Origin of the sequence: Brevibacillus jepli (assembly GCF_047229145.1) — a bacterium.
Classification (GTDB): Bacteria; Bacillota; Bacilli; order Brevibacillales; family Brevibacillaceae; genus Brevibacillus.
Genome location: NZ_JBFEFW010000042.1, coordinates 20,998 through 41,393, shown reverse-complemented (window position 1 = coordinate 41,393; position 20,396 = coordinate 20,998). Strand labels below are relative to the sequence as shown.

Sequence of the window (20,396 nt, the reverse complement as noted above, 5' to 3'; positions counted from 1 at the left end):
TAAAGTTTGTTACTGGTTCAAAGCTGGCAAATCATTTAATGATAGACTCATTAACGCTTTCGCTGTTCAGTTTTCAAAGAGCATTTTCACAACAACCATTTCATCTTATCAGGTTGTCCAGGCCGTGTCAACAAATTTTTTAACTTGTTTTTCAGCGACCTCATTAATCTATCACATACCTTGAAGGAAAAGCAAGAACTTTTTTCACATCAATTTGTGATCCAATTAAGTAAAAAAGAAGAACAGGTAATAATATATCACTTAACCTTTTTAAGTGCAAGTAAAAAATAAAACCACCTGAGTTTTTTCTCAGATGGTTCTATTCTTCCTATTAGTCGCGGTTACGCATGTGAGGGAACAACAGTACATCGCGAATAGATGGAGAGTTGGTCAACAGCATTACCAGACGGTCAATCCCGATTCCTAATCCTCCAGTTGGCGGCATACCGTACTCAAGCGCTTCAATGAAATCGTCGTCCATATCATGCGCCTCGTCGTTACCAGCTTCTTTTTCCAAGAGCTGCGCCTCAAAGCGTTCACGCTGGTCAATTGGGTCATTGAGCTCAGTAAACGCATTAGCATGCTCACGAGCTACGATAAACAACTCAAAACGATCCGTGAATCGTGGATCCTGGTCATTTTTCTTAGCCAATGGCGAAATCGCCACAGGATGACCGTAAACAAAGGTAGGCTGAATCAACGTATGCTCCAGCTTTTGTTCGAAGAATTCATTCACCACATGTCCGAAGGTATGGTGAGGCTCAACGGATACGCCATGCTCTTTCGCCAAAGCACGCGCTTCGTCATCGCTCATTTCCTTCCAGAAATCTACACCCAGGTTTTCTTTAATCAAATCTACCATGTGTACACGACGCCATTTTGGTGTCAGATCAATTTCATTGCCTTGGTACTGAATTTTCATGGTGCCCAATACTTCCTGCGCGATGTGAGCAATCATTTCTTCAGTCAGGCTCATGATATCCTGATAGTCCGCATACGCTTCATACAGCTCGATCATCGTGAACTCAGGGTTGTGACGAGTAGAGATACCCTCGTTACGGTATACGCGACCGATCTCATATACCTTTTCCAGGCCACCAACGATCAAGCGCTTTAAGTGCAGTTCAATCGCGATACGCATATACAGCTGCATGTCCAGCGCATTGTGGTGCGTAATAAACGGACGAGCAGAAGCACCACCGGCAATCGCATGGAGTGTAGGTGTTTCTACTTCCAGGTAGCCAAGGTTGTCCAGATAACGACGCATCGAAGTCAGAATGCGGCTACGCGTAATAAATGTATCGCGAACTTCTGGATTCACAATTAAATCAACGTAGCGCTTGCGGTAGCGAGTCTCGATATCTTTGAGACCATGATATTTTTCTGGCAGTGGACGCAGTGATTTGGTCAGGTAAGTCAGTTCCTTTGCTTTCACACTGAGCTCGCCCGTTTTTGTTTTGAAAACAACACCAGTTACACCGATCATGTCACCGATATCAGCCAAATCAAATACGTTGTTCAGCTCTTCACCAATGGTATCCTGACGAACGTAAATTTGAATTTGACCGGAACGATCCAGCAGTTGAGCAAAGCTCGCCTTACCCATTCCACGTTTAGCCATCAAGCGGCCCGCAATCGTAACCACGTTCTCTTCCGCTTCCAGCTCTTCCTTGCTCTTTTCGCTAAAAGCTTTCGTTATATCTGCAGCGTGATGTGTTTGCTCGAATTTTTTACCGAACGGATCAAAGCCCCACTCACGCAATTGATTCATTTTGTCGTGACGCACTTGAAGAAGCTCGTGGAGCCCTTCCTGTTGCTGTTCTTCTTGCTGTTCTTCTTGCTGTTGGTCATGCTCGTTTGCCATTTTACTCACTCCTCTAGAAAATGCCTGCATTAACAATTTTGTACAGACTTTTATAATAGCGATACGGCGTACCTCGCAAAAGGTACGCCATAGATCGACTGCTTACAGGTTAATATCAAGAATCTCGTACTGAATGACTCCTGCCGGTACGTTTACGTCAACAATCGCGCCTTTTGCTTTACCGAGAAGCGCTTGCCCTACCGGAGACTCGTTGGAAATCTTGTTGTTCATCGGATCGGATTCTGCAGAACCTACAATCGTGTAATCCATAACATCGCCGAACTCGAGATCCTTCAGCTTCACGCGGGAACCAACGCTTACAACACCTGTATCTACATCTTCATTCGTGATGATACGGGCATTGCGCAGCATTTTTTCCAGGGTCAGAATGCGGCCTTCAATGAACGCTTGCTCATTCTTTGCTTCTTCGTATTCAGAGTTCTCACTGATATCTCCAAAGCTAATCGCTTCTTTAATACGAGCAGCTACTTCCTTGCGTTTAACCGTTTTCAAATCTTCAAGCTCTTGCTCCAGCTTCGTTAAACCTTCTGGTGTAAGGATGACTTCTTTTTCAGACATGGTTCAATTCCCCCGTTTTAAAAAATGATTCCATTTATACTGGGTAAAGTACAAAGGATTATATGTAGATGTTCTATACAATATACAGCAGAATGCAATCGTCGGTGAGGTTCATAGGTAAAGCTGCCAGTGTGGACTGGCAGCTCGGCTCCCAATATTACGGAGTATTATAGGATATGAAGGAACCCTTGTCAATGTCTGGAATGAACCACCATTTTTAGTAGCTAACCGCCTCATCATGTACTGTTTCCAGCAGTTCTTCGCTACCATCTGTGTAGTTCTCGATCCAGTCGACATAGTTCATGAGGACACGACGAAGCTCCTCTTCCGTCTCAACAGCATTCACGAGGTTTTTCGTGTGCGTAGAGCCCTTCAAGCCTTTCAAGTAATACGCCGCGTGCTTGCGCATTTCGAGGACGCCTACTCGCGGACCCTTCAGCGCGATTAAACGCTCTGCATGCAATAAACAAATATTCATCTTTTCACGTGCGGATGGCTCCGGTCCGAGCTCTCCCGTCGTCAAGTATTGAATGGTGCGATACAGCATCCATGGATTCCCGAGCGCAGCGCGTCCAATCATGACACCATCGCAGCCCGTTGTATCCAGCATACGTCTTGCATCCTCAGGAGTAGCCACATCCCCATTTCCGATCACAGGGATAGAAACTGTTTCCTTCACCCGACGGATCCACTCCCAGTCAGCTTGGCCCTTGTACATTTGTACACGGGTACGTCCGTGAACAGCAACCGCTTTACCACCTGCACGTTCTACTGCCTTGGCGTTATCCAGTACATACAGATGCTCTTCATCCCAGCCCAATCTCATCTTCACGGTAACTGGCTTGTCGACCGCATCGACTACTGCAGATACGACCTCGTAGATTTTATCAGGATCGAGCAACAGACGCGCACCTGCATCACAGCTCGTAATTTTCGGCACAGGACAGCCCATATTGATATCAATGATATCCGCATTCGTATGCTGGTCTACATACTTCGCCGCACTCACCAATGTTTCCTTGTCTCCACCAAAAATCTGCAAACTTAGCGGTTTTTCGCGCTCGTCGACAAACAGCATATCCATCGTTTTTTTGTTTCCGTGCACGATGCCCTTGTCACTTACCATTTCGGCGCAAACCAATCCAGTACCGAACTCCTTGGCAATTAGACGAAAAGCAGGATTACAGACACCTGCCATTGGAGCGAGAACTACGTTGTTTTTCAATTCAATATTGCCGATTTTCATCTATTTTCGCCTCCTTATTCCCGATTAGTCGGGGTCTTGGAGAGGACAATCCTATCCAAACTTCATTACATCACTTATTTATAGCACATAATTCATCGTAGTCTACCTGTAAAGTGCTGGCGATCTTCCGCAATACAGGCTCTGTCGGCGTGCGCGTTCCTCTCTCCAGCGATCCGACAAACGACAGTGACACTCCCAGCTTTTCCGAAAGGGACTGCTGCGTATACCCTTTTAGCTTTCGAAAGGACCGGATTCGATTTCCCAGTTGATTGCTCCCCACTCACGTACCCCCTTGTGATCTTCTACCAATAAGGAAAGATAATGGTCAATGGTCTGGTTATGCTCTGGCAAAACGCCGCCCTCCCAAACATCTCGAAGCGGCACGAGTACAAAAGCGCGCTCGCTCAGTCCGGGATGCGGAATCATGAGATTGTCTTGCGCAACACGAGATGTCCCGTACAACAGTAAGTCAATATCAATGGTGCGCGGTCCCCATCGAACCGTTCGCACACGCCCCAGCTCTTGCTCTACTGACAAAGCCGTCTCCAGCAGTTGATCAGGAGTCAGTTCTGTTTCCACAGCAATCGCCATGTTCAGGAATGCATCTTGTTCGACGTAACCAAATGGATCAGTCTCATAAACAGAAGAAACACGAAGCACGCGAATTCCCGATTGCTCGTTCAATCTCTGTATCGCCTGGCGCAGGTTCTGTGCCCGATCCCCTAGATTGGAGCCTAGTGCCAAATACGCACGAACTGTCATGAAGTAAAATCCTCTCTTCTACGGATCATCTCTATCGCAACCGACTCGTAATGCCCATTGATTGGCGGATTCGGCTTGGTCACCTTTGCTTTGACTTCATGCAAAGGGAATTGCTCCAATAGCCTTTCCGCTATCACAGCGGTCAGTTTTTCTACCAGATTGAACCGTTCACCCTCGACGATTTTTTGCACACAAGTAAAGATATCGGCGTAATTGACTGTATCGTGAAGATCGTCACTTGCTCCGGCCTTGGATAAATCAAGCGATAGCTCGAGATCGACATAAAACCGTTGGCCCAGCTCAGCCTCTGCTCCAAACACACCGTGGTATCCGTAAAACGACATGCCGTTGAAGTAGATTTTATCCAACGTTAAATGCCCCCTTTTAGCATCGCGTCCATCATCTTCGTGACGCGCTTCATTTCTTTGACATCATGCACCCGTACCATATGACAGCCTTTTGCCGCCCCGAGAGCAACTGTCGCTGCTGTACCTTCGACTCGTTCATCTACTGGCAGATCGAGAACATGACCGATCATCCGCTTGCGTGAGGTAGCAAGCAGAACAGGATAGCCCAGCCCTACCAGATCATCCAGCCTGCGCATCGTTTCGAGATTCTGCTCTACGGTCCTGACAAACCCGATTCCCGGATCGAGAATGATTCGTTCCTGCTTCACTCCGGCCTGCAAGGCGATCTGTACCGACTCCCGCAAGTCTTTTATATAATTGGGGAAAAAGTCGTGATAGTCCGTGTCCTCGCGATTGTGCATCAAAATAATAGGAACATCGAGACGAGCGGCTACCTCTGCCATTTGCGGATCACGCTTCGCTCCCCATACATCATTGATGATATGCGCACCTTCCAGAATAGCTCGTTCTGCTACCGCTGCTTTGTATGTGTCAATGGACAGCGGAACAGACAATTCCTGAGAAAGTATCCGAATGACTGGCAACACTCTGTCCAGCTCCGTCGCTTCATCAACTGGCTCCGACCCTGGACGTGTCGACTCTCCCCCGATATCAATAAGATCAGCTCCGGCCTCAACCATCGCACGCGCTTGTGCCAATGCTTCCTCAACATCCACATAGCGACCGCCATCAGAGAACGAATCAGGTGTCACATTCAATATTCCCATTACCAACGTGCGCTCACCCAGTGGAAGGACGTATTTGCCGCACGCAAGCTCACGGCGCGCACGCAGCTTGGCAGGCATAGCCAAAACTTCCCGTACCTCTGCTGCCAATGCTCGTAGTTCCTCTGCTTGGGTGCCCATTTGATCCAACGCCAAATCCATCTGCTTGTGATCAGCCAACAGCAACACACATTTTTTGTCCGCCGTACCCGCTTGGTCTGAAATAACTGCCTCCGAATCGAAGGAGCACATAATTTCTCTCATACTCTCGGCAGCTGTGGCACTCATGTTTTCTGTGTGAATCTTCAAGCTCGTCCCACTTTCAGCCATACGCTCGGCTTCTGAAACAGGAACGCCCCTTTTGACAAGCTCCGATACCACCTCAGCGAAGGTCGCAGCATGGATTCGAAATGAATTGTGTTTCATGATCAAACTCCTTTTCCGTCTTCGCACATTGAATAGTAGCATACCATAATTTACTCGCTAGCCGCTACAGACTGACGGTATGCCCGGTGCAGTTCGCGCGTATACGCGCCGTATGTCGAAGCGACGGAATGCCCGTCAATTTCGGTAATCGGAACGATCTCTTGCACGGAATTTGTCGTAAAGACTTCATCGGCGTTGAGGAGCTCCTCCAAGCGATATCGACCTTCTTCGACAGGCATGGATAATTGCTGCGCCAACGTCAAAATGTGTCGACGCGTCACACCATCAAGAATGCCCGTATCAATAGAAGGGGTAAACAACTGACCGTTCTTGATCCAAAACACATTGCTCACAATTCCTTCAGCCACAAAGCCATCATGAGTCAAAAACAGACCTTCCACGTCTGGACGAGCACCGAGCTCCTGGCGAGCAAGTGCATTGTTTAGGAAATTGTGGGACTTATAACGCTGCTGGCCTTCCGCTGTCTGTCTCGCCAATGCCAATGTCTGTAATCGTTTTGACTGCGGAGGTACTGTCAGAGGTGCTACTGGTTTGGCAAATACGAATAAGGACGGACGCTCGTACCCCCCTGCTACCAAACCGACTCCTTCTGCGCCAGCCGTAATACTCAAGCGGACGTAAGCATCGCGCAACCCGTTGGCATCTACGGTCATCAAAATGGCTTCAGCCAGTTGTTCCTTTGTCCAAGCAGGCTGAATCTGCAACGCCAAAAGCCCGGAACTAAGCCGGGCGTAATGGGCATCCCATAGAAATAGCTTGCGGTCGTATACACGTAACGTTTCAAACAGTCCAATCCCGTATAAAAACCCGTGGTCCAATACCGATACTGTAGCCTCGTGAGCCGGACAAATCGTCCCGTTAACATAAACGTGCATCTGCGCTCTCTCCCGATAATATTGTCGAGAGCATCATATCATATCTTTTTCTCCTCTTCATCCTGCGTCAAATCCTTCATCGACAGCTTAAACTCATTCAATGTCTGCCCGACTGCACGACCAATCTCTGGCAGCTTCTTCGGACCGAAAAGCAACAAGGAAATGATCAAGAGCAAGATCAATCCGGGAATACCGATGCTCGACAGCATTGCTGAAAACACTCCTTTTCCTGTCAAAAACCCAGTTTCTCAAAGGATGTGCATAAAACACCGGATCTACTCCCAGCCGCAAGCGAAAAAGGCTACCACAGAAGCATGGTAGCCCTTCATTCACGAAAGTTTACTCTCGCTTATTTTTTCCCACCCAGGATTTCAAAGATGACATCCGCATTTTTGGTGTTGTCGATCAATCCAGACACTTTCTCTTTTCCAGGGCCATACGCATAGACGTTTACATCCTCGCCTGTGTGTCCACCGGTTGTCCAGCCAGTAAAGGAGCGTGTATCGATAATCGCTTCGATCGCATTATCAATTTTCACTTGGTCTTTCGTTTCTGCCGCCTTTTTCACAGATGCGATTTCTTCTGGTTTCAGTTCCAGGTCAATGTATTTCTTAAGCGTCTCTTCTACATTTGCACCTTTTGCAATTTCAGTAGAAATGAAATCAGGTGTACGTTTCACAGCTTTAATCGGTTCTACCAAGAAGTTGTACTCATCTTTAGCAGCTACAGACAGTCCACCCGTAGAGTGGTCGGCAGTTGCAATAACCAATGTCTGGCCATCTTTTTTCGCAAAATCAATTGCAGCTTTGAAGGCTCTCTCGAAATCTTCCATCTCGCTCATTGCGCCAACGATATCATTGTCATGCCCAGCCCAGTCAATTTGGCTTCCTTCTACCATCAGGAAGAACCCATCCTTGTCCTTGCTCAGACGATCGATCGCAGCATTTGTCATTTCTTCCAGGGAAGGTGTTTCGTCGGATCGGTCGATCATTTTGTCCATTCCGCCATCGGCAAACAATCCGAGAATTTTGCCATTGCTGTCATCCAACAATTCACTTTTCGAAGTGACGTAGCTAAAGCCATCTTTCTTGAATTCTTCCGTCAGGTCACGATCTTTACGAACGAAATTGCTCTTGCCACCGCCAAGCATTACATCGATGGAATGCTCGCCATTAATTTTCAAATCATAGTAGTCATTTGCAATTGCATCCATATTCTTGCGGCTTTCATCATGAGCGCCGTAAGAAGCAGGTGTAGCATGAGTAATTTCGGAAGTAGCTACCAAGCCAGTAGATTTGCCTACTTTTTTCGCACGCTCGAGTACGGTTTCTACTTCTGATTTGTCGTTGTCTACCGCAATTGCATTATTGTAGGTTTTTTTACCAGAAGACATCGCTGTCGCAGCAGAAGCGGAGTCTGTAATGTTTTGCTTGTGGTCTTCTGCGTAAGTCATTTGTGCACCGACCAAATATTTATCGAATTCTGTCGGCTCCATCAGTGGAGTCGAAGGGTCATCCTTCATGTAACGGTGTGCAGTTGTGTAAGCAGTACCCATACCGTCACCGATCAAGAAGATTACGTTTTTCACTTTTGCGTTGTTATTATTTTCTGCCGCTTTTACAAGACCTGTATTAGGACCGAAGAACGCTGTAAAAGCCAGCGAGGAGATTACTGCTACTGGAACTAGTTTTTTGGGGAATGTACGGAACATCATGTACCTCCTAAGAGATGAATTATTATTTATTTCAACTTGATTGTAATCTGCCAATATTGAGAAATGACGTGGGGAATGTTAAGAAGTTTATGGAAACGGTAAAGGAAGGTTTACATTTGTTGAAGAGGAGAAAGGGCCTTCTGGTTTGAGTCAACATAGTGGAGGAGAAGAAAAAGCGCAGTTCTCTTCGACTCTGACACGCCAGCAGGGATGATTCCACTGCCCGTCTCCACTTCAAAAAGGGGCCCGTCGAGCCAAAGCCACCCTACGGGCGGAAGTTTCTCAAGGAAGAAGTGTTCGACAAGCGTGGTCCCCTTTTTAAAGTTCCGACTGGGTAGGCGCTGTCAAGGTCTACGAGCCCTGCGCTTTTTCTTCTCACGAGCCTCATTGGTTCATCGATACCTTTTAAAACTTAGGAAATGTCACAACAACTAGTAGAACAAAAAAACCGCCCTCGAAAAAAGGCGGTTTTCCTGTCGTATTATTCGTATCTATGCATTAACCTGTCGTATGGCGCGCGTATGCAGTAAGGAAGTTCTTCAGCAGCTGTTTGCCGTGCTCGGTAATAATCGATTCCGGATGGAACTGGACACCTTCGATAGGATACTCCTTATGGCGAACAGCCATGATTTCGCCTTCGGCTGTCCGGGCGGTAACTTCCAGCTCACTCGGAACGGTAGCCTCCTCGATAATCAAGGAATGGTAGCGTGCCGCCGTAAACGGGGACGGAATGTCCTTAAAAATGGTTTTGCCATCATGGAATACTTCAGACGTTTTGCCGTGCATCAAGCGCTCGGCCCGAATGACTTTTCCACCAAACACTTGCCCAATGGACTGATGGCCCAAACAAACACCCAAGATCGGAATTTTTCCAGCAAAATGTCGGATGGCATCCATGCTGATCCCCGCTTCATTTGGCGTGCACGGTCCTGGAGACACCATCAAATAATCAGGTGCCAGCCGCTCGATTTCGTCTAGCGTAATTTTGTCATTGCGATACACTTGCAGCTCTTCCCCAAGCTCTCCCACATACTGCACCAAATTGTAGGTAAAGGAATCGTAGTTATCAATCATCAAAATCATCGTACACTCATCTCCTCTCAACTCATCGTTCTCTGCTCGCTCAACTCAAGCGCTTTCCACAACGCTTCTGCCTTTTTCAATGACTCGGCATACTCTGCCTCTGGAACAGAATCAATCACGATACCCGCACCAGCCTGCACATGAGCTACTCCATCCTTGATCACCATGGTACGGATGGCAATATTGACCTCGATATCACCATTGAAGCCGAACCAGCCGATTGATCCCGTATAGACGCCACGCTTGACGGGCTCCAGCTCCTCGATGATTTCCATCGTGCGAACCTTGGGCGCCCCGGTGATCGTCCCTCCCGGAAAGGTCGCTTCGATCGCATCAAGTGCATCCTTGCCTGCTGCCAGTTCTCCTTTGACGTGGGATACGATATGCATAACGTGGGAATATTTCTCCACGACCATGAACTCGCTGACCTCCACACTACCAAAGCGACAAACACGGCCCATATCATTGCGTTCCAGATCAACCAGCATGACATGCTCTGCGCGTTCCTTTTCATTATCAATCAGCTCACGTGCCAACGCTTCGTCTTGCTCATCCGTTAATCCACGTGGACGTGTACCAGCGATCGGACGCGTATGCACTTCCTTGCCTTTTACCTTTACCAACAGCTCAGGCGAGGCACTGACCAATTGAAATTCCGGGAAGCTCAGATAGCCCATGTACGGAGATGGATTCAGCTTGCGAAGCACACCATACACTTCCGGGGCTGTCACCTGCACCGGCTTGCTTTGCCGTACAGACAGATTGACTTGAAAAACATCCCCTTGGGCGATATACTCCTGCACCCGTCGAACAGCATCCTCAAACTGGTCTTTGGCAAAGGACACTGACGCTGGAACCAGCTCGGCAAGCGGTCTTTTGCGCAGAGCTTCCCAATCTGTATCGTCGTGATCGATTACCAGTGAAGCAATCGAGTCCATGCGTTTTTCCAGGTGGAATACGGCTTGTCGATAGGTCTCTTCCGTCAAATTGTCCGCGCTCAAATGAGTCAGGCAAATGATTTCTCGGGTCACATGATCAAAGACAAGAAGGTCTTGCATTATCATAACATACAGGTCAGGCAACTGTAAGTCGTCAGTCGCTATCTGCGGCAAGCTAGGCTCAAAAAAACGGTTCATCTCATAGCTGATGTAGCCTACGGCACCCCCTGAAAAATCTGGCATATCTGGAAGCGCCGGCGTGCGGTAACGAGCTAGCAGCTCACGCAACGCATTCAATGGATTGTCCATCACCATGCTCTCGATTTGTCCTTCAGGGTAGGAGATGATCGTTTCTCCTCGCTGACTGCGCAGCGTAGCGATCGGCTCATACGCCAAAAAGGTATACCGCCCAGCTCGTCCACTTTCTAAGAGAACGGCATTTTCTAGAGAAGGCTGTAGATGGGTGAGGACCTGCCATGGATCAATCGTCGAAGTCCACTCTTTACGAAGAGCAAGGGGAACCAACGGATAAGATAAGGCGTACGTCTGGCAATCAGCAAAGGTAGGGAACATTCTTCCACTTCACGCTCCGGTTTTCACTATTTATCCGTTCATTATATAGTTGCCTGATACAAAAAGAAAAGACCACGTCGCCTATATGGCATTGCGTGGTCTTGTCGTATCTTTTTCCATTAATCTTCGAATTGATACAGAGGCGTGGACAAATAACGCTCGCCATTCGAAGGAAGGACAGCAATCACTTTTTTGCCTTTGCCGAGCTTAGCAGCTACTTGCAGAGCCGCATGGATCGCAGCTCCAGAAGAAATCCCACCGAGGATACCTTCCTGACGAGCAACACGACGCGCTGTTTCAAAAGCGTCCTCGTTTTCTACTTTTATGATTTCATCGTAAATTTGTGTATCGAGAATATCTGGGACAAAGCCCGCCCCAATCCCTTGGATCTTATGTGGACCGGGTTTGCCGCCGGACAGAACTGGCGAAGCCGCAGGCTCAACAGCCACGATTTGGACATTCGGGTAGTGTTCACGAAGAACCTGCCCTACACCCGTAATCGTTCCGCCTGTACCAATACCGGAAATAAACGCATCTACGCCGCCGATTTCCTTCGCTTGGTCCAGCAGCTCACGAGCGGTTGTTTCACGGTGAATGGCCGGATTTGCCAGGTTTTTAAATTGTTGCGGAATGAAATACGTGCTATCTTCTTTCGCCAGCTCTTCCGCTTTGCGAATCGCTCCGCCCATCCCTTCGCTGCCTGGTGTGAGAACCAGCTCCGCACCATACGCACGCAACAGGTTGCGGCGCTCGATACTCATCGTCTCAGGCATGACCAGAATGGCACGATACCCTTTTGCAGCAGCAACCATCGCGAGTCCAATACCAGTATTTCCGCTCGTTGGTTCAATGATGGTATCACCGGGTTTCAGACTTCCATCTGCTTCTGCTGCCTCAATCATAGACAACGCAATTCGGTCTTTCACACTGCTGCCTGGGTTGAAGAACTCCAGCTTCAAGTAAATGTCTGCAATATCTTCGGTGACAACACGATTCAGCTTCACAAGCGGAGTAAATCCAATCAATTCGGTAATGGAATTAGCCACGCGCATATGTTCTGCCCCTCCTATTTTAAATAACCGAGTAAAACGCTAGGATTTAATGACATAATTATATCAACGGTAGCCTATTTGGTCAATGAGGCATTTGCCCAGAAATCTGAACTCCTACCGATTTTCGCAATCGCTCCAGCACGACATCCAGCGACTCCACCTGGGCGAATGCAATTTCTCGGCGCAGCTCGTCTTTCACCTCTTCAAACGTCCGTTGACTGGCTTCCCTGCGCTCTGTCAGTTGGTAAATGATGTAATGATCTTCTATTTTGATCGCTTCGCTGTGCTTGTCTTTCTCCAGCTTTTCCACGATGGACTTCGCCTCGTCGGGCAATCGATTATCCTTGATGGAAACCCAGCCTAGATCGCCGCCGTTCACCGCTGTATCCGCGTCAATCGAGCGCTCTTTGGCAATCGTCTGAAAGTCTGCCCCGTTTTTTAAATCAGCCAAAACTTGTTCCGCTTCTTTTTGTGAAGCTACGACGATTTGTCCTAAACGCATCTGCATTGGTCGGGTATAACGGTCAGATCGGCTATTGTAGACGTTTAGCACTTCTTCATCCTTGATGGTCATGTCCTTCGTTGCCAGGGTTTGCAGCAGGATTTGATAAGAAATCTCCTGCTTGAGGGCTTCCACGCTCGTTCCTGCTTGTTTTAACAGGGCAGCCTCAAACTCGCTGTCTGTCCGACTGCCGTAGCTGTCCCGAATCTGGGAGAGCTCTTGCTCCAGCTGCTCCGGATCTACAGTGATGCCGGTACGCTTCGCCTCTTGAAAAACGACTTCCCGATTAATCATGTCATTTAGCACTTGCTTGCCGTACTTCTGCTTAAGCGCTGTCACATACTCGTCGTTACTAATCGTCTTATCCCCTACGATGGCCGCAGGCTGCAGCTTGCCTGATGCCTGGTACCAAGCCCAGGTAACGGCAAGCAGCAACAATACAAGCGCCCCAATGAATGCCCACAACCCTTTGACGTTGGTCATGCCAACACTCCCCTACTTGACGCCGCGCTTACATGTCTTTCAGGATGTCTTCCAACGCGGTTCTGTCATAATGGTAACGTTCATTACAGAAATGACAGTGTACTTCTGCTTCGCCCAGTTCTTCAATCAGACCTTCCATTTCTTCGCGTCCCATGCTGATCAAAGCTTGGACAACCTTATCCGCTGTACATTTGCAGCTAAATTGAATTTCTGTACGGCTCAAGATTTTTGGCTCATCCAATACACGGGCCAAAATCTCTTCAGGCGTCAATCCTTCGCCAATCATGCGAGATACCTGCGGAAGCTGTCCCAAGCGTTCTTCAATGGCTGCTACAACCTCTTCAGGCGTATTCGGCAACAGCTGAAGAATAAATCCACCCGCCGCCAAAACAGAACGGTCTTCTGGATTAACCAGTACACCCACACCTACTGCTGAAGGCGTTTGCTCGGACATCACAAAATAATAAGTGAAGTCTTCCCCAATCTCACCAGAGACGATTGGCGCACTGCCTTGATACGGCTCCTTGAGACCGAGATCTTTCGTCACGTACACAAACCCGTCCGTTCCCACTGCACGCGCTACATCGAGCTTGCCTTTATCATTTAGATCAAAGTGGACGTGAGGGTTGGATACATAAGCGATTCCTTCACCATGTGCGTTTGCTTCCGCCATGATCTGCCCGATTGGTCCTCCTCCTTTTACTTTGACATGGAGGCTCTCGTTTCCTTTTAACATAGCCCCCATCATCAAGGTAATAGTCAGCGTACGTCCCGCTGCTGCTGTAGCTGTATTCCACATGTCGTGACGACGACGCATATCTTCGACAGATTCTGTTGTACGTGCAGCAAATGCACGAACATGCCCATTAAAACCAGTTGCTCTTATCATATAATCGCCCATGTAGCGATCCTCCTTTTCGAACTCCATCTTTAGCGAAAAAATCATGAAGCTATCTTACCAGTTTACCACAAGGAGAAAAAGACTACGCCTCTCCCACTGTGAATCGGGCACTTTCCGATATCGACCTTTTCTGACAGAAAAAGCCCCTCTATACAAAGAGGGGCCTGGTGAAACGAACTGATATGTTAGGTTAAATAATCTTTTAATACATGAGAAGCCTTTTGCGTTCGCAACCGGTCAATCGTTGTCGCTTCAATTTGGCGAATACGCTCCCGGGTAAGACCGAACATTTTGCCCACTTCCTCCAGCGTATACACTTGATCATCGTAGAGACCATAGCGCATGGAGATAATCTCTTGGGCCCGCGGACTAAGCCGCTCCAATGCTGCACGCATTTGCGAACGTAGGTCTACCTTTTCAATCCAGTCATCCAAAGAGGACAACCCATCATCCATGATTTCTGCGTAGCTCAAGTTCTCGTCTTCATGCCAAGCCTGCCATTTCTCACTATCCAGCTCAGCGTCGATGGATTCCATCTTCATCATCAAAGCCAGCTCGATGGCCTCCACCTTTTCTAGCGGAATATCCAAGAGAACGGCAATCTCCTGTCGATCCGGCGTACGGTTCAATGCGTGGACGAGATGCAATACTTGCTTTTGATACTGGCGAATCTGCTCATGCATGTGGACAGGAATACGAATCAACGTTCCTTTGTCGTTGATTGCACGGGTGATCGCTTGTGAGATCCACCAGTGCGAATAATGATAGAGACGCACGCCACGTCCCACATCAAATTTGTCAATCGCGGTAAACAAACCAATCGTGCCCTCCTGAATCAAATCCAGGAACGGCATCCCTCTTTTCAAATGGCGCAAAGCGGTACTTACCACGTATCGTAAATAGGCGCGCACAATCGTTTCACGTGCTTCCAGATCGCCATCCTGTTGATAGCGAATCAAGCAAGCAAGTTCTTCTTCTTTGTCCAACATGGGTGTTGCAGCGACGCTTTCCAAAAACAGCAGAACAGAGGTGTCCGATCGAAGCGATCTGGGGACAGCAATTCCCAACTGTGTCTCGACTTCCCGCCACCTGCGGGGAGTTGAATGGAACGAGGATGTACTCAGAGTCATATGCAACCCTCACTTCTCTGGAATGAAGTTTCACGATGAAGTAGGTGAGTCACGGAATGTTGTACTGTTACCGTATTTCGACAAAACTTGTTTGATTCCTGCCCGTTAACAGAATATTAACAGTTCTCCACTCCGAATAGTTGATGAAAGCCCTTTCATCCGATAAAATTAAAAGTTTATGAAGAAAAAAGCCATCCCTATTAAACAAGGATGGCAAAAATACAATGTCGAATCTTCTGATAAAATGGAAAACTACTGATACAAGTGACAGGCGACAAAATGGTTAGCGTCTACTTCCTGCCAAACAGGCTTCTTCTCGGCGCATACGGCTTTGGCCACCGGACAGCGAGTACGGAACACACAGCCGCTAGGTGGATTGATCGGACTCGGAACGTCTCCCTCGATAATGGTACGTTCGCGGCTTTTCTCCAAATCTGGATCGGGGACAGGAATGGCCGATAGCAATGCCTGCGTGTAAGGATGCTTAGGTGATTCGTAAAGCACTTCGCTAGCGGTCATCTCCACCATGTTGCCCAAATACATGACGCCGATGCGGTCACTGATATGTTTGACCATCGCCAAATCATGCGCAATGAACAAATACGTCAGCTTTTGTTCCTGCTGCAGCTTCTTCATTAAATTAACGACTTGTGCCTGAACGGATACGTCGAGTGCAGAAATCGGCTCATCAGCAATAATGAATTGCGGATTGACGGCAAGCGCCCGAGCAATCCCAATCCGTTGTCGCTGACCGCCACTGAATTCGTGCGGGAAACGGTTGGCATGCTCTTTTTGCAAACCAACCATCTCCAACAGCTCAATGACCCGCTTCATCCGGTCCTTCCCTTTATACAACCCATTCAGATACAAGCCCTCCGAAATGATTTCTGCAATGTTCATTCGGGGGTTCAGAGAAGCATACGGGTCCTGAAAAATCATTTGCATATGGCGTGTCAGCTTACTCCGCTCACCAGCTGACGCCCGATGGACGTTTTGCCCGTCGAAAATGACCTCACCTGTTGACGGTTGATACAATCCGATGATCGTACGGCCTGTGGTAGATTTCCCGCAGCCAGATTCCCCTACCAGTCCAAATGTTTCCCCTTCGTATATATCGAAGGAAACATTGTCCGCTGCCGTAAGGGAGAGCCCTTTACCCAACGTAAAGGTTTTTGTCAGGTTTTTTACTTGGACCAGCTTCTTTCGTTGCATCTGGCCACTCCTCCCCGTTATCCGTTTACCAGTATCGTCTGGAGACGCAATGCTCCTTTTCGAGCTTGTAGCCATCCAGCTTGACTATCTCGATGGCACTCCGCGAATCAGGAGAATGAATCATTTCGCCATTCCCGATGTAAATGCCCACGTGATGGACTCTGCCTTTTCCCTCTTCATAGGCAAAAAACAACAGATCTCCCGGTAACAACGCTTCTTTTTCCACCAGCTGTCCGTCCCTTGCCTGATCAGATGCATCACGCGGAATCTGAAGCCCGGCAGAACGGTGCATGTTATAAGCAAATCCTGAGCAGTCATACCCGTAAGAGGACATGCCACCCCATAAATAATGAAGATTGAGGAATCGCTTGCCTGCTTTCACGATTGCCTCTCCACGATTACCAGACAGCTCGATGGTCTCGTTTGCTTTGACGATTTGGACGTCTGCTTTTGGTAAAAGCCCTGTGCCATTCGGTGTCGCTACTGTTACCCAGTCCGCGGTTTCCTCGATCAGTGGCAGTTTGGTCAAAAACGCAAGCTCCGTTTCTGGTTTTTGGTCGGCTGTATGTAGGTTGGTAAATGCCGCCGTGACCATCGCCAGCTTTTGTCCTTGCTGTACGTCAAAGGCATCTGACCACGGTGCTAGCTGACGGGACGGAATCCACCCCGGGTAACCTGTTGCGTTTTTGTTCGTAGTCTGATCAGGAATCAGGACCTGCGACCATTCCCCTTGCTCCTCCACTACTTCTACGCGAGTGCCGTACAGCGCTTGGGTTTGAATCGCGTTATTGTCGTAAAAACCCAGCTTTTCTTCTACAGTAAGGGAAGCGAGCCAATTTCGTGCATCTACGGGGGATTGGAGTGCCACTTGGTCAATATCACGCGGCGACTCCGGCTTGGTCCACACCGTTGCAACAGAGACAGAAACAATAGCTGATTTCATCTTACTTCTCTCCCTCCCAGAGACTGACGGAACGAATACCGAGCCCGGACTCTTCTGGCATGCGCATCAAGCGACCCTCGTACGTTACGCCACCTTCTATGCCATCGTGCAAAAGCATCAACGGAGCATCGAAGTCAAAGCGGGTAATGTTTTTCTTGCTGGCCGCAAAATGAGCTGCTGCCGATACGGCCAGACGCGATTCGATCATGCTGCCAACCATGCATGGAATGCCGTGCTCTTCGGCCAGCTGGTTGATCAATTGTGCTTTAAAAATACCGCCAGCCTTCATCAGCTTGATATTAATCAAATCAGCCGCACGGTTTTGCAAAACCTGCAGGGCTTGCGCTGGTGAAAACACACTCTCGTCAGCCATAATTGGCGTATCGACCGAATCTGTTACCCGCTTCAAGCCTTCCAAATCATGCGCTTTTACAGGCTGCTCTATCAGTTCGATGCCCAGACCCATGTCCTCCATTTTGCGAATGGATTGAACTGCTTCTTTTACATTCCATCCCTGGTTGGCATCAAGACGAATCTTCACCTGATTGCCCACGGATTTGCGAATTTCTTGGATACGCAAAATGTCATCCTCGATATTATCCTTGCCGACCTTGATTTTCAAAACGTTAAAGCCTTGCTTGAGATAGGCAGCCGCATCCTCGCCCATTTCTTTCGGGGAGTTCACGCTGACAGTATAATCGGTTTCCAATTGGTCACGGTAGCCACCCAGGAATTGATACAACGGCATACCTGCACGCTGAGAAATGAGATCGTACAACGCAATGTCTACTGCTGCCTTCGCACTCGTATTTCCTACCATGGATTGATGCAAGGTTTGGAACACGCGTTCATAGGCAAGCAGATTCAACCCGATGAGCTGAGGTCTCATTGTATTCATAATCGCCGATTCGATGCTCTCGATGCTGTCTCCCGTAATGACGACAGTAGCCGATGCTTCGCCCCACCCGACCATACTGTTGTCGCAAGTGATTTTCACCAGGACTGATTCCAGACTGTGCACCGTACGCAAAGCCGTTTTAAAAGGCTTTTTCAAAGGAACAGATATTCGTTTTACTTCGATGGCTTGAATAATCATGTTTTCCTCCATCTTCTCCAGCACTCGTGCTTTCTTTAGTTGTGTTTTTTCTATTAGACATACTAAATTATAGCACTATTAAAAATTTCAGCAAAAAAGGGGGGAGAGTCATTCCATCCGCCTGAAATGACTTCTCCCGACTAACCCATTATTACTTCACGACAGCTTTTCTCAGATCCGTATAGCTGAGCGAAGAGCTCTGTACGCCACTCACTTTGTCGCTTGTGAGCAAGGAAGTGTTGTAGAAGTAAAGTGGTGCGATCGGCGCTTCATCCAACAAGATTTTTTCTGCATCATGCAGCAGCTTCAGACGTTTTGCATCGTCTGGCTCCTTGTATGCGTCTTGGATCAGCTTGTCGAATTGCGCATTGCTCCAGCCCGTACGGTTGCTTGCTGCTTTCGATTGGAAAATATCAAGGAAGTTGATCGCATCACCGAAGTCAGGCAACCAGGAAGAACGAGCGATTTGATACTGTAATTGTTTTTGCATATCGGTCAAAACTTTTCCTTCTACTTTTTGCAGCTTCACTTCAACACCCAGTGTTTGCTTCCACATTTCTTGTGCGGCTTGCGCTGTTTTTTCGTTAGCTGTGCCGCTGCGGTACGTGAGCGTAACCTCTGGCAGTTTGGTGTAGCCTTTTTCTTTCATTCCTTGTTCCAAGAGCTTCTTCGCTTCTTCTGGGTTGAAGTTCACCAGCTCTCCGCCTACTTCACGGAATTGTCCTTCACCGTTGGCATCAGGCAAACCATAGGATACGAAGCCTGTTCCCGGTTTTTGTTGCCGCATCAGTACCAGGTCAACCAGCGTTTGACGGTCAATCGCCAGGCTGAAGGCTTTACGGATATTGGCGTTATCAAATGGCTCCTTCGTTACATTGAAACGATAGAACTCTGTACCTGCTCCATCACGTACGAATACTTTGCCTTCTTTGAACAATTGGTCTGCCATGTCTGCTGGAACAGTTGTCGTTCTGTGCAGCTCTTCGTTTGTAAACATTTGATATTCGGTATTCTCGTCGTCAATCATTTTCCAAACGGCACCAGGCAGCGTTACGTTTGCTGCATCCCAGTACGTTTCGCTCTTCATCATTTTCAGTTCGCTGTCATGCGCCCACTCTGTCAGCTTGAATGGTCCGTTTCCAACAAAGCTTGCCGCTTCTGCTGCCCATTTCGGATCTTTTTCAACGGTTGCTTTGTGTACAGGGAAGAAAGCTGGGTTGGATGCCAAAAGTAGTGTCCAAGAAGCCGGTTGAGCCAGAACGACCTCCAACGTCTTATCATCCAATGCTTTTACTTTTACGCCATCCGCAGGGCCTTTGCCACTGTTGTAAGCTTCGGCACCCTCAATAATGTAAGCAAGGGATGCTGCCGGAGATGCTAATGCAGGATCAAGCATACGCTTCCATGCGAATTCGAAGTCCTGAGCCTTTACCGGTTCGCCATTGGACCATTTGTTGTCACGCAGGGTAAAGGTGTAGGTCTTGCCATCTACAGAGATTTTCCATTCGGAAGCAGCCGCTGGTTGAGGCTTTTGGTTTTCGTCCAGACGGGTCAAGCCTTCCATCAGGTTGTTCAAAATGTTATAGGACGGTTCGTCGAAGCCAATCGGCGGGTCCAATGACGTCGGTTCCTTGATATTGTTCAAAAGCAGGAGCTTTGCCGCTTGATCACCTGGTGTTGATGCGTTTGGCTGAGCCGTGTTGCCTGGTGCAGGCTCGCTCGGTGCAGCTGGTTGACTCGATGTACATCCAGCCATGAGCATGGACACACCCAGCGTAGCCGTCAGCAACAATGTCGATAGTTTTTTCACTGTTTCTTCCCCCTTATTTTTGTTTTTGTATGACGTAAAAGGATAGCGCCGTCA

At 48.2% G+C, this 20,396-nt stretch carries 20 protein-coding genes; all 20 read right to left on the bottom strand.

Translation table 11 applies throughout. The features are described 5' to 3' along the window. Window positions 1–331: 331 nt before the first annotated feature. The gene (gene lysS / locus AB1L17_RS28830; RefSeq protein ID WP_412848305.1) at window positions 332–1,864 is read right to left on the bottom strand and encodes a lysine--tRNA ligase; all 1,533 of its coding nucleotides are present in this window, start codon (window positions 1,862–1,864) and stop codon (window positions 332–334) included. A 102-nt stretch (window positions 1,865–1,966) separates the two neighbouring features. Then, window positions 1,967–2,443 (bottom strand): transcription elongation factor GreA, encoded by a 477-nt coding sequence (gene greA / locus AB1L17_RS28825; protein WP_007725265.1) that lies wholly within the window; start codon window positions 2,441–2,443, stop codon window positions 1,967–1,969. A gap of 217 nt (window positions 2,444–2,660) precedes the next feature. Next, complete coding sequence (dusB, locus tag AB1L17_RS28820) at window positions 2,661–3,689, bottom strand: tRNA dihydrouridine synthase DusB (protein WP_412848306.1); 1,029 nt, start codon at window positions 3,687–3,689, stop codon at window positions 2,661–2,663. A gap of 70 nt (window positions 3,690–3,759) precedes the next feature. Next, a complete protein-coding gene (locus AB1L17_RS28815; protein ID WP_412848307.1) occupies window positions 3,760–3,969 on the bottom strand; it encodes a helix-turn-helix domain-containing protein in 210 nt (69 codons plus the stop codon). Further along, window positions 3,921–4,451, bottom strand: a complete 531-nt coding sequence (folK, locus tag AB1L17_RS28810; protein ID WP_412848308.1) for a 2-amino-4-hydroxy-6-hydroxymethyldihydropteridine diphosphokinase — start codon at window positions 4,449–4,451, stop codon at window positions 3,921–3,923. The genes AB1L17_RS28815 and folK overlap by 49 nt, the downstream gene beginning before the upstream one ends. Continuing rightward, complete coding sequence (gene folB / locus AB1L17_RS28805) at window positions 4,448–4,819, bottom strand: dihydroneopterin aldolase (RefSeq protein ID WP_412848309.1); 372 nt, start codon at window positions 4,817–4,819, stop codon at window positions 4,448–4,450. Before folB ends, folK begins: the two co-directional genes overlap by 4 nt. A 2-nt stretch (window positions 4,820–4,821) precedes the next feature. Next, window positions 4,822–6,009, bottom strand: coding sequence for a dihydropteroate synthase (gene folP, locus AB1L17_RS28800; RefSeq protein ID WP_412848310.1), 1,188 nt, complete (start codon window positions 6,007–6,009; stop codon window positions 4,822–4,824). Window positions 6,010–6,059: 50 nt separating this feature from the next. Further along, window positions 6,060–6,905, bottom strand: a complete 846-nt coding sequence (pabC, locus tag AB1L17_RS28795) for an aminodeoxychorismate lyase (RefSeq protein WP_412848311.1) — start codon at window positions 6,903–6,905, stop codon at window positions 6,060–6,062. Between the two features lie 38 nt (window positions 6,906–6,943). Further along, window positions 6,944–7,114, bottom strand: a complete 171-nt coding sequence (tatA, locus tag AB1L17_RS28790) for a twin-arginine translocase TatA/TatE family subunit (RefSeq protein ID WP_412848312.1) — start codon at window positions 7,112–7,114, stop codon at window positions 6,944–6,946. A gap of 140 nt (window positions 7,115–7,254) precedes the next feature. Further along, window positions 7,255–8,616, bottom strand: a complete 1,362-nt coding sequence (locus AB1L17_RS28785) for an alkaline phosphatase (protein ID WP_412848313.1) — start codon at window positions 8,614–8,616, stop codon at window positions 7,255–7,257. A 501-nt stretch (window positions 8,617–9,117) separates the two neighbouring features. Next, window positions 9,118–9,702 (bottom strand): aminodeoxychorismate/anthranilate synthase component II, encoded by a 585-nt coding sequence (gene pabA, locus AB1L17_RS28780; RefSeq protein ID WP_412848314.1) that lies wholly within the window; start codon window positions 9,700–9,702, stop codon window positions 9,118–9,120. A gap of 17 nt (window positions 9,703–9,719) precedes the next feature. Then, window positions 9,720–11,213 (bottom strand): anthranilate synthase component I family protein, encoded by a 1,494-nt coding sequence (locus tag AB1L17_RS28775; RefSeq protein WP_412848315.1) that lies wholly within the window; start codon window positions 11,211–11,213, stop codon window positions 9,720–9,722. 119 nt (window positions 11,214–11,332) lie between these two features. Continuing rightward, window positions 11,333–12,265, bottom strand: a complete 933-nt coding sequence (gene cysK / locus AB1L17_RS28770; protein WP_412848316.1) for a cysteine synthase A — start codon at window positions 12,263–12,265, stop codon at window positions 11,333–11,335. Window positions 12,266–12,347: 82 nt separating this feature from the next. Continuing rightward, window positions 12,348–13,250, bottom strand: a complete 903-nt coding sequence (locus AB1L17_RS28765) for a peptidyl-prolyl cis-trans isomerase (RefSeq protein WP_412848317.1) — start codon at window positions 13,248–13,250, stop codon at window positions 12,348–12,350. A 28-nt stretch (window positions 13,251–13,278) separates the two neighbouring features. Beyond that, the gene (gene hslO / locus AB1L17_RS28760) at window positions 13,279–14,151 is read right to left on the bottom strand and encodes an Hsp33 family molecular chaperone HslO (RefSeq protein ID WP_412848318.1); all 873 of its coding nucleotides are present in this window, start codon (window positions 14,149–14,151) and stop codon (window positions 13,279–13,281) included. A gap of 185 nt (window positions 14,152–14,336) precedes the next feature. Further along, entirely contained in the window at window positions 14,337–15,281 is a 945-nt protein-coding gene (locus tag AB1L17_RS28755; protein WP_412848319.1) for a sigma-70 family RNA polymerase sigma factor, read from the bottom strand. 252 nt (window positions 15,282–15,533) lie between these two features. Beyond that, the gene (locus AB1L17_RS28750; protein WP_412848320.1) at window positions 15,534–16,493 is read right to left on the bottom strand and encodes an ABC transporter ATP-binding protein; all 960 of its coding nucleotides are present in this window, start codon (window positions 16,491–16,493) and stop codon (window positions 15,534–15,536) included. A gap of 25 nt (window positions 16,494–16,518) precedes the next feature. Beyond that, the gene (locus AB1L17_RS28745; protein WP_412848321.1) at window positions 16,519–17,436 is read right to left on the bottom strand and encodes a C40 family peptidase; all 918 of its coding nucleotides are present in this window, start codon (window positions 17,434–17,436) and stop codon (window positions 16,519–16,521) included. 1 nt (window position 17,437) lies between these two features. Then, window positions 17,438–18,532 carry a dipeptide epimerase gene (locus AB1L17_RS28740; protein WP_412848322.1) on the bottom strand — a complete coding sequence of 365 codons (1,095 nt, stop codon included), beginning with the start codon at window positions 18,530–18,532 and terminating at the stop codon, window positions 17,438–17,440. 151 nt (window positions 18,533–18,683) lie between these two features. After that, window positions 18,684–20,342: a peptide ABC transporter substrate-binding protein gene (locus AB1L17_RS28735; protein WP_412848323.1), complete on the bottom strand. Its 1,659-nt coding sequence runs from the start codon at window positions 20,340–20,342 to the stop codon at window positions 18,684–18,686. Window positions 20,343–20,396 lie beyond the last annotated feature (54 nt).

What these genes read in the sequence shown, in the direction of transcription:
- lysS (WP_412848305.1), bottom strand. Translation starts at nt 1,864, where the DNA reads ATGGCAAACGAGCATGACCAACAGCAAGAAGAACAGCAAGAAGAACAG.
- greA (WP_007725265.1), bottom strand. Translation starts at nt 2,443, where the DNA reads ATGTCTGAAAAAGAAGTCATCCTTACACCAGAAGGTTTAACGAAGCTG.
- dusB (WP_412848306.1), bottom strand. Translation starts at nt 3,689, where the DNA reads ATGAAAATCGGCAATATTGAATTGAAAAACAACGTAGTTCTCGCTCCA.
- folK (WP_412848308.1), bottom strand. Translation starts at nt 4,451, where the DNA reads ATGACAGTTCGTGCGTATTTGGCACTAGGCTCCAATCTAGGGGATCGG.
- folP (WP_412848310.1), bottom strand. Translation starts at nt 6,009, where the DNA reads ATGAAACACAATTCATTTCGAATCCATGCTGCGACCTTCGCTGAGGTG.
- pabC (WP_412848311.1), bottom strand. Translation starts at nt 6,905, where the DNA reads ATGCACGTTTATGTTAACGGGACGATTTGTCCGGCTCACGAGGCTACA.
- tatA (WP_412848312.1), bottom strand. Translation starts at nt 7,114, where the DNA reads ATGCTGTCGAGCATCGGTATTCCCGGATTGATCTTGCTCTTGATCATT.
- AB1L17_RS28785 (WP_412848313.1), bottom strand. Translation starts at nt 8,616, where the DNA reads ATGTTCCGTACATTCCCCAAAAAACTAGTTCCAGTAGCAGTAATCTCC.
- pabA (WP_412848314.1), bottom strand. Translation starts at nt 9,702, where the DNA reads ATGATTTTGATGATTGATAACTACGATTCCTTTACCTACAATTTGGTG.
- AB1L17_RS28775 (WP_412848315.1), bottom strand. Translation starts at nt 11,213, where the DNA reads ATGTTCCCTACCTTTGCTGATTGCCAGACGTACGCCTTATCTTATCCG.
- cysK (WP_412848316.1), bottom strand. Translation starts at nt 12,265, where the DNA reads ATGCGCGTGGCTAATTCCATTACCGAATTGATTGGATTTACTCCGCTT.
- AB1L17_RS28765 (WP_412848317.1), bottom strand. Translation starts at nt 13,250, where the DNA reads ATGACCAACGTCAAAGGGTTGTGGGCATTCATTGGGGCGCTTGTATTG.
- hslO (WP_412848318.1), bottom strand. Translation starts at nt 14,151, where the DNA reads ATGGGCGATTATATGATAAGAGCAACTGGTTTTAATGGGCATGTTCGT.
- AB1L17_RS28755 (WP_412848319.1), bottom strand. Translation starts at nt 15,281, where the DNA reads ATGACTCTGAGTACATCCTCGTTCCATTCAACTCCCCGCAGGTGGCGG.
- AB1L17_RS28750 (WP_412848320.1), bottom strand. Translation starts at nt 16,493, where the DNA reads ATGCAACGAAAGAAGCTGGTCCAAGTAAAAAACCTGACAAAAACCTTT.
- AB1L17_RS28745 (WP_412848321.1), bottom strand. Translation starts at nt 17,436, where the DNA reads ATGAAATCAGCTATTGTTTCTGTCTCTGTTGCAACGGTGTGGACCAAG.
- AB1L17_RS28740 (WP_412848322.1), bottom strand. Translation starts at nt 18,532, where the DNA reads ATGATTATTCAAGCCATCGAAGTAAAACGAATATCTGTTCCTTTGAAA.